This window comes from Mesorhizobium sp. WSM4976 (assembly GCF_029625685.1).
GTDB lineage: Bacteria > Pseudomonadota > Alphaproteobacteria > Rhizobiales > Rhizobiaceae > Mesorhizobium.
The window spans coordinates 1-16,229 of the sequence record NZ_JARTVT010000037.1 but is presented as its reverse complement, the minus strand read 5'-3'; the positions used below and the strand labels follow the sequence as shown (position 1 = coordinate 16,229).

At 60.8% G+C, this 16,229-nt stretch carries 14 protein-coding genes; 13 read left to right on the top strand and 1 reads right to left on the bottom strand.

The features are described 5' to 3' along the window. Positions 1–454 precede the first annotated feature (454 nt). From P9272_RS31740 to P9272_RS31680, 13 genes are all read left to right on the top strand, one after another. The gene (locus tag P9272_RS31740) at positions 455–3,919 is read left to right on the top strand and encodes a Ulp1 family isopeptidase (protein ID WP_063169234.1); all 3,465 of its coding nucleotides are present in this window, start codon (positions 455–457) and stop codon (positions 3,917–3,919) included. A gap of 219 nt (positions 3,920–4,138) precedes the next feature. Then, positions 4,139–6,163, top strand: coding sequence for a conjugal transfer protein TraG (locus P9272_RS31735; protein WP_063169233.1), 2,025 nt, complete (start codon positions 4,139–4,141; stop codon positions 6,161–6,163). Positions 6,164–6,279: 116 nt separating this feature from the next. Then, a complete protein-coding gene (locus tag P9272_RS31730; RefSeq protein ID WP_063170364.1) occupies positions 6,280–6,693 on the top strand; it encodes a CopG family transcriptional regulator in 414 nt (137 codons plus the stop codon). After that, on the top strand, positions 6,690–7,658 hold the full coding sequence (trbB, locus tag P9272_RS31725) for a P-type conjugative transfer ATPase TrbB (RefSeq protein WP_024502850.1): 969 nt from the start codon (positions 6,690–6,692) through the stop codon (positions 7,656–7,658). The genes P9272_RS31730 and trbB overlap by 4 nt, the downstream gene beginning before the upstream one ends. A 12-nt stretch (positions 7,659–7,670) precedes the next feature. After that, complete coding sequence (locus tag P9272_RS31720) at positions 7,671–7,979, top strand: TrbC/VirB2 family protein (RefSeq protein ID WP_024502851.1); 309 nt, start codon at positions 7,671–7,673, stop codon at positions 7,977–7,979. Further along, positions 7,979–8,251 carry a VirB3 family type IV secretion system protein gene (locus P9272_RS31715; RefSeq protein ID WP_024502852.1) on the top strand — a complete coding sequence of 91 codons (273 nt, stop codon included), beginning with the start codon at positions 7,979–7,981 and terminating at the stop codon, positions 8,249–8,251. The genes P9272_RS31720 and P9272_RS31715 overlap by 1 nt, the downstream gene beginning before the upstream one ends. Beyond that, positions 8,245–10,695, top strand: coding sequence for a conjugal transfer protein TrbE (gene trbE / locus P9272_RS31710; RefSeq protein ID WP_063169232.1), 2,451 nt, complete (start codon positions 8,245–8,247; stop codon positions 10,693–10,695). The genes P9272_RS31715 and trbE overlap by 7 nt, the downstream gene beginning before the upstream one ends. Continuing rightward, a complete protein-coding gene (gene trbJ / locus P9272_RS31705) occupies positions 10,692–11,417 on the top strand; it encodes a P-type conjugative transfer protein TrbJ (protein WP_024502854.1) in 726 nt (241 codons plus the stop codon). Before trbE ends, trbJ begins: the two co-directional genes overlap by 4 nt. Before the next feature lie 33 nt (positions 11,418–11,450). Beyond that, entirely contained in the window at positions 11,451–12,773 is a 1,323-nt protein-coding gene (gene trbL, locus P9272_RS31700) for a P-type conjugative transfer protein TrbL (RefSeq protein ID WP_063169231.1), read from the top strand. Next, positions 12,774–13,505 carry a conjugal transfer protein TrbF gene (gene trbF / locus P9272_RS31695; protein ID WP_063169230.1) on the top strand — a complete coding sequence of 244 codons (732 nt, stop codon included), beginning with the start codon at positions 12,774–12,776 and terminating at the stop codon, positions 13,503–13,505. Position 13,506: 1 nt separating this feature from the next. After that, positions 13,507–14,532 (top strand): P-type conjugative transfer protein TrbG, encoded by a 1,026-nt coding sequence (gene trbG, locus P9272_RS31690; RefSeq protein WP_164548809.1) that lies wholly within the window; start codon positions 13,507–13,509, stop codon positions 14,530–14,532. Beyond that, positions 14,529–15,743, top strand: a complete 1,215-nt coding sequence (locus P9272_RS31685; protein WP_063169228.1) for a TrbI/VirB10 family protein — start codon at positions 14,529–14,531, stop codon at positions 15,741–15,743. Before trbG ends, P9272_RS31685 begins: the two co-directional genes overlap by 4 nt. 12 nt (positions 15,744–15,755) lie before the next feature. Continuing rightward, positions 15,756–15,998 carry a DUF2274 domain-containing protein gene (locus tag P9272_RS31680; RefSeq protein ID WP_024502859.1) on the top strand — a complete coding sequence of 81 codons (243 nt, stop codon included), beginning with the start codon at positions 15,756–15,758 and terminating at the stop codon, positions 15,996–15,998. Between the two features lie 29 nt (positions 15,999–16,027). Here the strand turns inward: P9272_RS31680 and P9272_RS31675 are convergent. After that, positions 16,028–16,229, bottom strand: a 202-nt coding sequence (locus tag P9272_RS31675; protein ID WP_206520515.1) for a hypothetical protein, incomplete at its 5' end; no start/stop codon positions are given.

The following is a 16,229-nucleotide window of genomic DNA, read 5'->3' as shown; positions in this document are numbered from 1 at the left end:
CCCGTCGGTCTGGAGCTGCCACGATTCTCATCCTCGCGTCACATATGAGCTGAAGCTTTCCGGATCGGGTATCCAATCGGCATCCAGTTGCTCGGCGATATGGTTGAATTCTGCCCTCAGGACAAGAGTGAGTAGAGCAGCCCCGCTACGAAAATCCCATCCTGGTTCGTTTGACGCATCGACTATTCAGATTGATTGGCGTGATACCCGGCGCGGCCGCAACACGCGAGGCCGTCAACCGCTGAGCAGAAAACCAGCCTTCGCCTTCCGCGGCGGCGGACCTCGTCAGCCTCTCGAAAGCTTGCCTGAGTAGGTTGCTCATGTGATCTGTGGAAGTGAGGATAGCGTGCACCCGTACAAACTAGACATTCATCGTGGCAGCTTGGCTGCAGGTGCAGCACGCCGTACCGCACGAGCAAGCGGACAGGCCGGCCAAGCCGGTTTTGAGCAGCACTTGGGCGAACTGCAGGCGGCGGACGAGTTGATGGGTGCGCTAGGCGAGGAGGTCCTCGTCAATGGCTCGCATGGTAAAGGTGAGTTGAGACCAACGAAGAGGCAGAGGATCCAAAGCAATCTGCAGCATGCTGTCACTGAGCGGCAACCAGGTGAGGTTGGCAACTCAGGCGCTCGCGTGATGATGCAACTCCCCACCGATCAGGTGGGTACATCGGAACGGGAGGCGCAACTTGTGATGCAGGGGGACGAGCACGAATACACCCCAGCACCGCATCTCGACGGGTCGATGCCCTCGACAGTGCAGCCGGATCGTCCAATTGTGGTCCCCGACGGTGCCGACAAGCGTCCTGTTTATTCCAACGATGCCACCGCCATCGAAGGGCTGAAGTCAGCACTCCTTGCGGGTAAAGCCAGGCCGGACACGGTCACTCGCAGCACAAATTCTCTTTTCGGCTTTAGTCGTTGGCTCTTTCAAAACAACAAGCCAGGGCTTGCTGCTCGGCTTTACCATCCGTCGCTGAGCCAGGATCTCGAGGAGTACGAGAGTAGGGGTGGTTCCTCCACCGTGGCTGGCGCACTGCGTCAATTGATGAAGTCGATGGGCGGAGCCGGCCCGATTGTGGGTCGCGCTGTCCTGAACCCCCATCCTGACGACGCCGCGCTCACCAGACATTTCAGATCCGCGAGCGGCTACGCAACTGCTCTTAACCATTTCAGTCATTACCTACGTCAAAATGACAAGCTCGGAATTGCGGGTCGCATTTACGATAAATCGCTGGATAAAGATGTTGAGAGCTACAAGGCCGCCTCCTCTAATGGTGGAGCTCCGATCGAATCTGCGCTGGTTTATCTCCGCAAGAACCCGCCGCGCGTTATACTCGGGAATCATCTGGAAAACGCGGTCAGCATGGAGGCTCGTCCCCGTGGCGACGCTGCTCAGCATACCGCACCACAGCAGGGATTCGATTGGCCAGAGGAGCTCCTGCCGGTAGGTTATAAGGAGGGCACCGATCTACCATTGTCTCTCGCCCCAACCGCGCACCAACACCAAGCGCCCGACTTTGGAGAGGCCGTCCCTCACTTGAACTGGCGCCACGGCGACCAGGGCGCCCCGGAGGAGCTGGTAGCTGCACGGGACAGGAGCAGCCCGCTGCCAAGCGAGGCGGTGCCACATAAATCTGGACGGGGACTCGCTACGCAGCCCAGATTGTGGGCGGAGAAATCCGCCTCGCCAGAGCTCTTTCGACGGCGGGCGGAGCAGGCTCTGCCGGCGTCCGCCAGAGGTGTGGAGACATCCTCCGCGGTTGATGAAGCCGCGCAGGCCGCTCGCCAAGCTTTGGCTTGGTTGCAGCAGGAGATGGAGGGGATCGAACCGATGCAGGATCCTCATGAGGTGGCTACACCGGAATGTGAGGCGCAGCTCGTCAGGCAGAGGGATGAGCACGAATCCACCCCAGCACCGCATCCCGGAGGTGGTGGGTCGATGCCCTCGACAGTGCAGCCGGATCGTCCAATTGTAGTCCCCGACGGTGCCGACAAGCGTCCTGTCTATTCCAACGATGCGACCGCTATCGAAGGGCTGAGGGCAGCATTCCACGCGGGTAAGGCCAAAGCGAACACGGTCACTTACAATGTAAATTCTCTTTTCGGCTTTAGTCGGTGGCTCCTTCAAAACAACAAGCCAGGGTTTGCTGCTCGGCTTTACCATTCGTCGCTGGATCAGGATCTCAAGGAGTACGAGAGTACGGGTGGTTCCTCCACCGTGGCTGGCGCACTGCGTTACCTCAAGAAGTCGACAGGCGGAGCCCCGATTATGGCTCGCCCTGTCGTGATCCCCTATCCTGACGATGCCGAGCTCATTAGAAATTACAGAGCCGCTTCGACCAAGGAGTACCTGGCAGCGCCTGCGACCGGACGGAATCCAGATACCGTGGGCGGCTATACAAATTTTCTTAGACATTTTAGTCAGTACCTGCGTCAAAATAACAAGCTTGGGATTGCGGCTCGGATTCACGACAAATCGCTGGATAAAGATGTTGAGAGCTTCAAGGCTGTCTCCTATGGTAATAGGCTAAGTATCAGTTCTGCATTGGCTCACCTCCGGGATATCCTGCCGCGCATTGTGCTCGGGCGCGAAACTGTCCTTTCTGCTCATCCGGCAGACGCAGTCACCAGGCGCGTTGGGGCCGCTGCTGAAGCTGGGCCAGCGGCACCGGCAAGAGCTCCCCAACCCGCCTCGCCAGCAACCGCTAGGCTGCCAGGCACCTACCGCGGCCTTCCACTGGTTGATGTGACCACACTGACTACCAGTTCCTCTGGGGCTCAGATCGGGGCGCTCGATCCGACAGCCCCGTCCAACGTTGCAACGGGGCGGGTGCTCGGCGCCGCCGAATGGCTGAGCGACGCCCATATCCAGAGAGATTACAATTTGCTGGAGGGGCAACTGCAGGGGATCAATCCGGCGCTCGCTGCCCGGACTCGGCTGGTGGATCCTTCCGTATCCCATCTACTGCGACACACGTCGCCGCAAGACGCTCGAGGCATATTGCAGTCCATCTATAATCAAAACAACGCCACAGCCGACTTCCTGTTCTTGCCAGTGAATAATGGCACGGCTACTAGCCCCGGCACCCATTGGTCGCTGCTGCTCGTTGATCGCCGCGACCCGGAAAGGCGGTTCGCCTATCACTACGACTCCCTCCAGCGAGAGGGATATAACGACGTGCCTGCAAAACAGCTCGCAGGACTGCTGAATGCCACCTTGGCGCCAGCCCCCATGGCCAGACAGACGAACCATTATGATTGCGGCGTATTTGTCCTGGAGGGCACGTGGGCGCTGGTTGAACGATTGGTGAAAGGGCAGCGGCCAGACCACGAGCCGCTGCCCCTCGACAACCTCGTTGCCGATCGGCAGGCGCTGCAAGACCGGCTAAGGAGGCGCTTGCCGCACGAGGAAGAGCCGCGGCAGCTGCTGGAGGATGAACCCGCCTCCCCACCGATGATGGCATTCGAGCCAGGGGAACTGCGGCAACTGTTGGAAGACGAGCCTGCCTCCCCACCAATGATGGCGTTCGAGCCAGGGGAACTGCGGCAACTGTTGGAGGACGAACCTGCCTCCCCACCAATGATGGCGTTCGAGCCAGGGGAACTGCGGCAACTGTTGGAGGACGAGCCTGCCTCCCCACCAATGATGGCGTTCGAGCCAGGGGAACTGCGGCAGCTGTTGGAGGATGAACCCGCTTCCCCACCGATGATGGCGTTCGAGCCAGGGGAACTGCGGCAACTGTTGGAGGATGAACCCGCTTCCCCACCGATGATGGCGTTCGAGCCAGGGGAACTGCGGCAACTGTTGGAAGACGAGCCTGCCTCCACTTGGGCACAAATCAATTCGACCCCACATGCGCGAGCGGACGGTGTTCATCAGCCAGCCCAGGCGCCGTGGCTCCCTGAACGCAGAAGATAACTTTGCGGAGGAGCGGTCACGCAACTGTCGGCGGCGCCGGGCCTCAGGGTGAATGGAAAGGATGGAGTGGCGGATGGTGTCGCGTGAAGGCGCAACACGCGTGCTGACCGACCTGCATACGTAGGAAGTCGTTCATTGCTCCCAAATCGTATGTGAGGAACATTCCTGTCCCGGCTGCGCCGCGCGATGCTAGGTCGCGTTGTTCAGCGGGCCAAGCCGATGACACCTACGAAGCTACTGATCGGGCAGATCGCCGTTGTGTGCGCAATTGTCATTATCGGCGTATGGACGGCAACCCAATGGTGCGCTCAAATGCTGACCTACCAGACGCCTCTCGGCGCACCATGGTTTCTCTTCGCCGGCTGGCCAATCTACAAGCCGTGGAAGCTGTTTGAATGGTGGTTCCACTTCGATGCTTATGCGCCGGAGGTCTTCGACAAAGCCGGTACGCTTGCAGGCGCCAGCGGATTCCTGGGTTGTGCCGCCGCAATCGCTGGCTCGCTTTTGCGCGCGCGACAGCGCGGGTCGGTTACGACCTATGGGTCTTCACGGTGGGCCACGACTCATGAGGTCGAGACGGCAGGGTTGTTACGGCCGGCGGGCGTTTTCCTCGGTAGGCTGAACGATCGCTATCTGCGCCATGACGGCCCGGAGCACGTCATGGCATTTGCGCCGACGCGTTCGGGCAAGGGCGTGGGGCTGGTTGTTCCAACGCTACTTTCCTGGACCGGGTCTGCCATCATTCATGATATAAAAGGCGAAAATTGGCAGTTGACCTCCGGCTGGCGGTCGAAATTCTCGTACTGCCTTCTGTTCAATCCGACCGACCCGAGATCGGCACGCTACAACCCGCTGCTGGAGGTGCGCAAAGGCCCAGATGAGATCCGGGACGTTCAAAACATCGCCGACATCCTCGTCGATCCCGAGGGCGCGCTGGAGCGACGGAACCACTGGGAGAAGACCAGCCATTCACTCCTAGTTGGCGCCATTTTGCACGTGCTCTACGCTGAAGAGGACAAGACGCTGGCCCGCGTCGCCACCTTCCTGTCGGACCCGCAACGCTCGTTTGCCGCAACGCTACGGCGGATGATGACGACAAACCATCTCGGGACGGGGCATAACCCTCAGGTCCATCCCGTAGTGGCCTCGGCGGCTCGCGAACTCCTGAACAAGTCGGAAAACGAGCGCTCAGGCGTCCTCTCGACCGCCATGTCCTTTCTCGGGCTTTATCGTGATCCAACGGTCGCGGCGGCCACTTCGTCCTGCGACTGGCGCATCGCTGACCTAGTGGATGGAGAGCGACCGCTGTCGCTCTATCTGGTCGTGCCGCCTTCGGATATCTCGCGCACCAAGCCTTTTGTGCGACTGATCTTGAACCAGATCGGCAGGCGGTTGACGGAGCGTCTGGAGGGGGACCCGAAGAAGAGCCGTAAGCATCAGCTGCTCATGATGCTGGACGAGTTTCCGGCGCTCGGTCGCCTCGACTTCTTCGAAACGGCGCTCGCCTTCATGGCAGGTTATGGCATTCGCTCCTATCTGATCGCACAATCTTTGAACCAGGTTTCAAAGGCCTATGGCGAGAACAATGCTATTCTCGACAATTGCCACGTGCGAATTGCCTTTTCCTCCAATGACGAACGCACGGCCAAGCGCATCTCGGATGCCCTCGGCACCGCAACCGAACTTAGGTCGATGCGCAACTATGCGGGCCATCGGCTTGCGCCCTGGCTTTCACATGTCATGGTGAGCCGCCAGGAAACCGCGCGCCCGCTCCTGACGCCAGGCGAGGTGATGCAATTGCCGCCGTCAGACGAATTGGTCCTGGTTTCTGGGTTGCCGCCGATCCGCGCCAAGAAGCTGCGCTATTATCAGGATCAGAATTTCACAGATCGGGTGCTGCCTGCGCCGGTGCTGCACGACGGACCCTATGCGGACTGCCCTGCATCACGCCCGGACGGCTGGACTGGACAAGTGTGCAGCGTCGATAGCCGACTTGCTGCGGACGAGGAAAGCGCCGACGCGCCAGTTGAAGACGAGGGAGGCGTTCAGCAGCAACGCCATCCAAGCCTGCCCGAAGAAGACGTTGTTGTCTCTCAAGAGCCCGATCAGGCCGATCTGTACAAGCCCGCAGACGATGACAGCGAAGCGCTCGCGGACAAGCGTGTCATGGATCGGATTTCCACTGCGGCCCGCGTCTACGGTATCAACGAGGGCAGGGGCGACGATGTCATTCCCGGCTTCTGAAGTCCGCTGAGTTGCAGAGCGCACCTCAGCGTAGATAACGGCCATAAGCAATTTTGAGCGTCTGGCCGATGCTTCTCCCGTCGCCGGCGCAACGCCGGGCCGTCGGAACGATCCGCATGAAGCCGCACCGCATTCGCCATCAGTTTCTGCTTGAGCCGGAGCTCAGCGAGAAACTGGACAACCTCAGTCGCGATCCGTCAACGACCAAATCAGCGATCGTGGGGAAGGCGATCGAGGCGTTCATCGAGCGGCGTGGCGAGAGCGAGTTCGATCGGCGCTACGGCGTAAGGCTTGACCGGCTCTCCCGCGATCTTGCCCACGTCAGGCGCGATTCCGAGGTGATCCTGGAGAGCCTGGCGCTCTTCATCCGCTTTTCGATCACCCTTCACGCCCACACGCCGGTCCCGGATCGGGCAACGCAGGCTATTGCCCAAGAGCGTTTCGAGAAATTCGTTGAGAAGGTCGGCCGCCAGATCGCTTCCGGCAAAAAGTCGCTTAGCAAAGACAATGGTGGGGGAGGGGAAGGATGAGCTCTCATCCCGAGGCCGACCACCGGCGGCGTGTCATGCTGCGCACCGCCATGGGTCCGGCAATCACCGAAGCCCTGGCCGATCCGTCCGTCATCGAGGTGATGGTCAATCCCGACGGCGCGCTGCGACTCGACCGGTTAGGCGAAGGTCGGGTCGATACCGACGTTCACATGCACCCGTCCGAGGCAGAACGTATCATCCGCCTGGTTGCTTCGCACGTGCGCGCCGAGGCGCACGCCGACAACCCGATCGTCAGTGCCGAATTGCCGTCTGGCGAACGCTTCGAAGGCCTGCTGCCACCTGTGGTGTTGGCGCCATGTTTTGCCATCCGCAAGCCCGCCGCGAAAGTCTACACCCTGGCCGACTATGTTGCCGAACGCATCATGCTGCCGCTGCAGGCCGATGCGCTGAAAAAGGCCGTCCGCGAGCGGCGCAACATGCTGATCGCCGGCGGCACTTCCTCGGGGAAGACAACACTCGCCAACGCTCTGCTGGCTGAAGTCGCCGAATGCGACGATCGGGTGATCCTGATCGAGGACACACGCGAACTGCAGTGCGCGGCCAGGGACTGCGTTGCCCTGAGAACAAGGCGGGGCTCGGTCACCCTTGCCGATCTCGTGCGCTCGACGCTGAGGCTCAGGCCGGACCGCATCATCGTGGGCGAGGTGAGGGGCGCGGAAGCGCTCGACATGCTGAAGGCATGGAACACCGGGCACCCAGGCGGCATCGCTACCGTACACGCCAATTCCGCGCGCTCGGCTCTCTATCGCATTGAGCAACTCGCCCAGGAAGCGGTGGTCACCGTTCCCCGCCGGCTCATCGCTGAGGCGATAGATCTGATCGTCTTCATAGCGGGACGCGGCTCGTCGCGCCACATCGACGCAATCGCCGAGGTCACCGGTCTCGACGGCAGCGGCGATTACGCCGTTGCCCCGCTCACGCTTTCGCAACTCCAGCAGCTTTGAAAGGCCTTCCTCATGCGCAAGAAGCTTCGCTTTCTTTCGTCCACAGCGCTCGCGTTTCTTATCACGGCCCCGGTTTATGCCGCCGGCTCCGGCATGCCGTGGGAGCAGCCGCTGCAGCAGATCCTGGAGTCCGTGCAGGGACCGGTCGCCAAGATCGTTGCGGTGATCATCATTATCACCACCGGCCTGACGCTTGCCTTCGGCGACACCGCCGGTGGTTTTCGGCGCCTGATTCAGATCGTCTTCGGTCTGTCGATCGCCTTCGCGGCATCGAGCTTCTTCCTCTCCTTCTTCTCCTTCGGTGGTGGGGCGCTCGTCTGATGGCCGCCGGGGAGCAGCATATCGAGGGCTTCGCAGTACCGGTCCACCGGGCGCTGACCGAGCCGATCCTGCTCGGCGGGGCTCCGCGCGCGGTGGCGATCCTCAACGGTACAGTGGCCGCGGCCATTGGCTTCGGCTTGCAGCAATGGATTGCTGGTCTGGTGCTTTGGATCGCAGGCCACTCGTTAGCGGTGTTTGCCGCAAGACGCGATCCGGACTTCGCCAGCGTGCTTGTGCGCCACCTACGTCTGAAGGGGTGGCTTGCATGCTGAACCTTTCGGAATATCGAAGCAAAGCCGACCGGCTTGCCGACCATCTACCCTGGGCTGCCTTGGTGGCGCCCGGCATCGTGCTCAACAAGGACGGCAGCTTTCAGCGGACGTTGCGGTTCCGCGGCCCGGATCTCGAAAGTGCGACGGAGGCTGAACTCGTCGGCATTTGCGCCCGGGCGAACAATGCTCTCAGACGCCTTGGCTCTGGCTGGGCATTGTTCTTTGAGGCCGAGCGCACAGAAGCGCTGGGCTATCCGAACTCGCATTTTCCTGACGCCGCGTCGTGGCTGGTCGACGAAGAACGCCGCGCTGCTTTCGAGGGGAAGGTAGCGCACTACGAGAGCCGCTATCATCTGACCTTGGTGTTTATGCCACCGCCGGACGCCCAGGCGCGCGCAGAAAGCACGCTCGTCGACTCTCATTATTCCCGAGGAGAAAGAGACTGGCGCCAGGATCTGGCGAGGTTCCGTGACGAGACCAACCGCGTGCTCGATCTCTTCTCGGGTTTCATGTCCGAAGTACGCGTCCTCGATGATGCTCAGACGTTGACCTACCTCCACGGCACGATTTCGCCTCGTCGCCATCCTATCATGGCCCCGGAAACGCCGATATATCTGGATGCAATCCTGGTCGATGCGCCGCTTACCGGTGGCCTGGAGCCGATGCTGGGTGAGCAGCATCTTCGCACACTGACCATCCTCGGCTTTCCGAACCTCACCCGGCCCGGAATCCTCGATACCCTCAATCATCAGGATTTCGCCTATCGCTGGATGACGCGCTTCATTCCGCTCGAGAAAACGGAAGCCACGAAGACGCTGACGCGATTGCGCCGGCAGTGGTTTGCCAAGCGCAAATCGATCGTGGCAATCCTACGCGAGGTCATTACCAACGAGCCGGTCCCGCTTGTCGATAGCGATGCCGACAACAAGGCGCTCGATGCCGACGAAGCCCTTCAGGCATTGGGCGGTGATCATGTGAGTTTCGGCTATCTCACCACCACCGTGACGGTGTGGGGCGAGGATCGCCAAGCCGCTGCAGAGAAGCTTCGCGCGGTCGAGCGCATCATCAATGGGCTCGGCTTCACCACGATCCGAGAAGGCGTCAATGCGGTCGAGGCTTGGCTCGGCTCATTGCCTGGCCATGTCTACGCTAACGTTCGCCAACCGCTCGTTCATACATTGAACCTTGCCCATCTCATGCCGCTGTCGTCGGTTTGGGCCGGTCCTGCGACAAACGAGCATCTCGCGAAAGTCACCCAAACCGAAGCGCCACCGCTTTTCGTTGCCGAGACCAGTGGGTCGACACCGTTTCGGCTTTCCACCCACGTCGAAGATGTCGGCCACATGCTGGTTGTTGGTCCGACCGGCGCCGGCAAGTCGGTTCTGCTTGCTCTGATTGCTCTGCAGTTCAGGCGCTACGCCGGCGCCCAGGTTTATGTCTTCGACAAAGGCAATTCGGCCCGTGCTGCAACACTTGCCATGGGTGGAGAACACCACGCGCTAGGAGCGGACGGTTCCCTTGCCTTTCAGCCACTGCGCAGCATCAACGACCAGGCTAGCCGAAGCTGGGCGGCCGAATGGATCGCCAGCCTTGTTGCCCACGAGAACGTCACCGTCACGCCGGAGGTGAAGGAGGCTATTTGGTCAGCGCTGGCCAGCCTTGCCACCGCGCCGGCGCAGGAACGCACACTGACCGGTCTTTCGGTCCTGCTTCAATCCAATGCGCTGAAGACCGCATTGATGCCCTACACGCTCGACGGTCCCTTCGGCCGCCTGCTCGATGCCGATCATGATGGGCTGGCCTTGTCGGATGTGCAGTGTTTCGAGACCGAGGAGTTAATGCACAGCCAAAGCGCTTTGCTGCCGGTGCTTACCTATCTGTTCCAGCGACTTGAGGAACGGTTCGACGGACGGCCCACGCTGATCATGCTCGACGAGGCGTGGGTCTATCTCGACAATCCGCTGTTCGCCGCCCGCATCCGCGAATGGCTGAAGGTGCTGCGAAAGAAGAACGTGTCGGTTGTCTTCGCTACGCAGTCGCTGGCTGATATCGCGGGCTCTGGCATAGCGCCGGCAATCATCGAAAGCTGCCCGCAGCGCATTTTCCTTCCCAATGATCGTGCCGTGGAACCCCAGGCGCGCACAGCCTACGAGCGCTTCGGTTTAAGCGAGCGGCAGATCGAATTGATCGCCCGCGCCACGCCGAAGCGTCAGTATTATCTGCAATCGCGCCGCGGCAACCGTCTGTTCGAGCTCGAGCTTGGCCCCATCGCTCTTGCGCTTTGCGGTGCTTCCGATCCGGCCACGCAGACTCTGATCGACAGGATCATGTCCGAAGACGGGCAAGGCAGCTTTGCCTCGCAGTTCCTGATCGCGCGCGGCCTCGATTGGGCCGGCGAACTTCTCAAGCAATTCCCTCAACCAGACAAGGAGCAATTCTCATGATGCGGCGACGCCTTCTCTCCGGCCTGATCACCGTTTCCCTGATCGCCAAGCCTATGGCCGACTATGTGCAGCCCGCCTACGCCCTTATCGTGTTCGATCCGTCCAATTATGCGCAGAACGTGCTGACGGCCGCGCGCGCATTGGAGCAGATCAACAACCAGATCCAGTCGCTGCAGAATCAGGCGACCATGCTGCAGAACATGGCGCGCAATCTTCAGCGTCTGGATTTCTCTTCCGTTGGCCAACTCACCGGTTCGCTCCATCGCATCGACGGCTTGATGGACCAGGCGAGTGGCCTCAGCTTTGATCTGGGCAAGCTTCAAGACCAGTGGCGCAGCCAATATCCGGAAAGCTACGACGCCACGATCAAAGTCAGCGATGTGGCGAGTGCTGCGCGGGAGCGTTGGCAAACCGCCATGCAGGCGTTCCGCCAGACCATGGGTGTCCAGTCGCAAATCGTCGAGAACGTCCGCGCCGACGGCGATCTGCTCGCCGATCTCGTCAACCGCAGCCAAGGGGCGGCCGGTGCGCTTCAGGCAAGCCAGGCCACCAACCAGCTGATGGCGCTTTCGACAAAACAGCAGATGCAGATCCAGACGCTGCTCGCAACGCAGTTTCGAGCTGAGGCCGAGGATGCCGCCCGCAAGGCCCAGTCAGACGAAGCCGCCCGCGAGATGACGAAGCGATTCTTGGGTACCGGCTCGGCTTATCCCGGCAATTAATCACGAGTTCATCACGACGAGAAAGGCAGCGGCATGAACGACCTTGGCGTCATCGATCGCTTCATGGAGACCTTCATCCGCTACATCGACAGCGGGTTCGGTCTGCTATCGGGCGACCTCGCCTTCCTCACTACCATTCTGATCGGCATTGACATCACACTTGCCGGCCTGGCGTGGGCGCTCGGCGACGAAACCAGCGTTCTCGGCCGGCTTGTCCGCAAGGTGCTCTATGTTGGCGTCTTCGCCTTCATTCTGAACAATTTCAAGAACCTCGCCGATATCGTTTATCGTTCTTTTGCCGGTCTCGGGATTAAGGCGTCGGCCGGCAATCTGTCGGCAGACAATCTCTTGCGCCCGGGCCGCATTGCCGCGACCGGTTTCGAAGGTGCTTGGCCAATGCTTGACCAAGCCAGTCAGCTCCTGGGCTTCCCGGAAATCTTCGGCAACGCACTGACCATCTTCGTGCTGCTGATGGCCTGGTTCCTGGTCATCATCGCCTTCTTCATCCTTTCCATCCAGCTTTTCATCACCATCCTTGAGTTCAAGCTCACCACGCTGGCAGGTTTTGTTTTGGTTCCATTCGCACTTTGGAACCGTTCAGCGTTCCTGGCCGAACGCGTGCTCGGCCATGTTATCTCGTCAGGCATCAAGGTGATGGTGCTCGCCGTCATTGTCGGTATCGGCTCCACGCTCTTCGGGGAGTTCGCTTCCGCATTGCAAGGCAAGGAGCCGGATCTTGCCGGTGCCATGTCCCAGGTACTGGGCGCACTGGCATTGCTTGGCCTTGGCATTTTTGGGCCGGGGATCGCGTCGGGTCTTGTCTCAGGCGCACCGCAGCTTGGGGCGGGCGCCGCCCTCGGCACGACCGCGGCGGCAGCGGGTGTATCACTCGTTGCTGGAGGCACAGCATTTGCTGGCGCGCGTATGGCAACCAGCGGCGGTGTCGCCGCCATCCGAGCCGGCACAACAATGGGATCGGCTGCTTCCACGTCATGGCAGATCGGGCGCGCAACCTCGCCCGACGCTGGCCTCTCCGGTGTGGCTGCTGGAATGCATGGTGTAACCAGTGCAGCTGGCGGCGCCGCTATACGCATAGCGCGATCCGCCACTGCAAGTGTTGGGCGCAACGCCGATGCCGGGCGCGATGCCGCGTGGACCGCGACCGGCGGCACGCCGACAGCGCCAATGACCGAACGCTCTGCCGGTTCGGCCACTGTTTCGGCGCCGACGTGGGCAAGGCGCCTACGTTCTGAACAGACCGCCCGTGCAAATCGCCACGCTGCCATGCAAGCTGTCCGAGACGGAGACCGGCCGGGAGGCAGCGCCACCCCCTCTCTCAACGACAAGGATGACTAGATGCTCTTCAAGCGACCCGTGCACCGTTACGGCAAAACACCCGAACCGGTCACGCCGTATCAAAAAGCCGCCCAGCTGTGGGACGAGCGCATCGGCTCATCTCGACTGCAGGCCAGGAACTGGCGGATCATGGCCCTTGGCTGCCTGGCCTTGGCGACCGGGCTTTCCGGCGGACTCGTATGGCAGTCGATGCAAAGCCGTGTCGTGCCTTATGTCGTCGAGGTCGATGGCTTCGGCGAGACGCGCGCCGTCGCGCCGGCGATCCGGAATTATGAGCCCTCGGATGCTCAGATCGCCTGGCATCTCGGCCGCTTCATCCAGAATGTCCGTTCCGTTTCCACCGATCCGGTTTTGGTACGGCAGAACTGGTTGGCAGCGTACGACTTTGCTAGCGATCGCGCAGCGCTCTTCCTCAACGAATACGCCAAGGCGAACGACCCCTTCGGTCAGATCGGAACGCGCAGTGTTTCGGTACAGGTCACCAGCGTGGTCAGAGCCTCCGAAAGTTCATTCCAGGTCAAATGGACCGAGCAGGTGTTTGAGCGCGGAAGCCTTGCCAGCACGATGCGCTGGACTGCGATCCTCACGATCGTGATTCGCTCGCCAAGCAATACGGATCAGCTGCGCAAGAATCCGCTCGGCGTCTTCATCAATGCCATTGACTGGTCACGCGAGCTCGACAGCGCCGTCCCAACCCCCCTTTCTCCGACGGAGTCCACCAATGAAAGGTAAAATGTCACCGATTCGTGCCGTGCTGATCCTATCGGTGTCGGCAGCGGTCGTTTCCGCTTGTGCATCGAAGAAGGTGCCGCCGCCTGAGATTTCCTATGACGCTGCCGACTTCAAACCGGCCGCGATCGAAAAGGCGCCGGAGAGGCCGATTAGAATTGTCGAGGTGCCAAAACCACTGCCGCTGCCTGGCCAAATGCAGCCCGAGCCCGGCAAGGCCGAGGACAAGCGCCCCCCTGAAGAACGCGTCGCTGATGCCAACAAAGCCGCGACCCAGCAACCCACCAAGTACGGGTATGTTAATGCCGTGCAAGTCTACCCCTTCACCGATGGCGCGCTTTATCAACTCTATGCCGCGCCGGAGCGCGTGACCGACATCGCTCTGCAGCCGGGCGAGAAACTAACCGCCGTGTCGGCTGGCGACACCGTGCGCTGGGTCATTGGCGATACCGCAAGCGGCACCGGTGACAATCAGCGCACCCATGTTCTGGTAAAACCCTTCGCGCCGGGTCTTGCCACCAATGTCGTCATTACGACGGACCGGCGGACCTATCATTTGCAGCTTCAAAGCACCGAGAAGACCGCAATGGCGGCAATCTCCTGGACCTACAGCCAAGACCAGATCATCGCGCTTCGCCAGCGCAATGCTCAAGCCGAGGCAGTTACACCGGTCGCGTCGAATATCGCGCTCGAAAACCTTCGCTTTCGCTACTCAATCAGTGGCGACACACCGCCCTGGAGACCGACGCGAGCCTTCGACGACGGCAGCAAGGTCTATATTGAGTTCCCTCGTCGCATAGATCAGGGCGAGGCGCCACCACTCTTCATCGTCGGCGCAGATGGGAGCAGCGAGCTCGTCAACTATCGCGTGCGCGGCAACTATTACATCGTCGATCGGCTCTTCGCCGCGGCCGAACTTCGCCTCGGCACCAAGCGGCAGCAGGTGATCCGCATCAGCAGGATTGACGGCAGGCAACCGCAACGGCGGATCTCGCTCTTTCGCGGCAGCCGGCGAGGTGAGGACTCATGATCGAAAATTCCCGCTCTGGCATCCCGCCGAAACTGGATCCCGAGGAACTGCAGCTTCGGGCCTCTCCCCGCCGCGTGGTGCGGTTCAGGCGCGGTGTGATCATCGCGATCGCAGCGCTCGGATCCGGCGCTGTCTTCGGCGTTACCATGATCGCCCTCCAGGGGCCGGCCCTTCGCATCAGGGATCAGGCGGAAGATCTCTACAACACTGAGCGCAAACCAACCGCCGAGGGGCTCGATACGCTTCCCCATGACTATTCCGGCATGAAGCCGAAGCCTCCCGTCCTTGGGCTACCTTTGCCGGGCGACCTCGGCCGCCCCATCCTCGAGCGGCAGCGCCAGCTCGGCATCGTGCCGGGCCAAGACATCTCGGCCGAGGAGCAGCGTCTAGCGCAGCAGGCGATCGAAGCGCGTGAATCGCGGGTGCTTTTCCGCGTCGAAAATCGAGCTCAAAAGACAGATGTCGGAGAGAGCGTGCAAACTGCTCAGCATCCATTTGAGGCGCTTCCCCAATCCGAAGCAGGACGCGCGTCAGCCTCGGTGGCGGCGGCGGAAGGCGACCAGAACAATCAGCAGCGAAAGCTTGATTTTCTCAGCCAGCGGAGCACTGGCGGGATCTACAATCCGCATGCGCTGCAGACGCCGATCTCGCCATATCAACTGATGGCTGGCAGCGTGATTGCCGCCAGCCTGATCACCGGCATCAATTCCGATTTGCCGGGCCTTGTCGTCGCGCAAGTCACCGAAAATGTGCACGACACGGTCACGGGCAACATATTGCTGATTCCGCAGGGCTCACGTCTTATCGGCGTCTACGACAGCGTCGTCGCGTTCGGGCAAAAGCGAGCGCTGCTGGTCTGGCAGCGCATTCTGCTGCCCGACGGCTCGTCGGCCGAAATCGACAATCTGCCCGCGAGCGACACCGCCGGCTACGCAGGGCTGGAAGACGAAGTCGATTTCCACACTTGGCAGATGATCAAGGGAGTGGCGCTTGCCACATTGCTCGGTGTCGGCACAGAATTCAGCCTCGGCGAAAACGAGAGCGATCTGGTCAAGGCGATCCGGGAATCAGCCCAGCAGAACGCCAGTCGAGCCGGCCAGCGCATCACCGAAAAAAACCTCAATATCCAGCCCACCATCGTCGTCCGCCCAGGTTGGCCACTGCGCGTCATCGTGCACAAGGACATCGTGCTGCGGCCATACGCCAGTTGAGCAGGAGTTATCATGGCTGACCTGAAACTTGGAAAACTTCCGGACCGAACAGCTTCGAAGATCACCATTACCGTCAGCGCGGAGCTGAGCCAAACACTCAAGGAGTATGCTGCACTTTACCGTCAGACCTATGGTCAGTCTGAAACCGTGGCAGAACTCATCCCTTTCATGCTGGCGGCGTTTCTGGAAGGCGACCGAGCCTTTGCCAAGGCCAGAAAGGAACGTCTGCCGACGGAGCTTGCCGGAAAATCGTGACTCCTCCGCTAGGGCAGCTGGAACATTGCCTAGCTGTCGCGACCTACCTGCTCCTCGCGAAGCATAGGATCAAACACCTTGGAATGCAGGTATGCGCAAGAGATGATGTGGAAGGAGATACCGCGCAACAGCCTAAGTTTGCATTTTCGATTTGGTCGGCCGTGAACTATCCGCAAGCCATTGATCTGGCCTGTTGATTGAGGCGGATAGCGGCTTTGGAATTGCAGGATT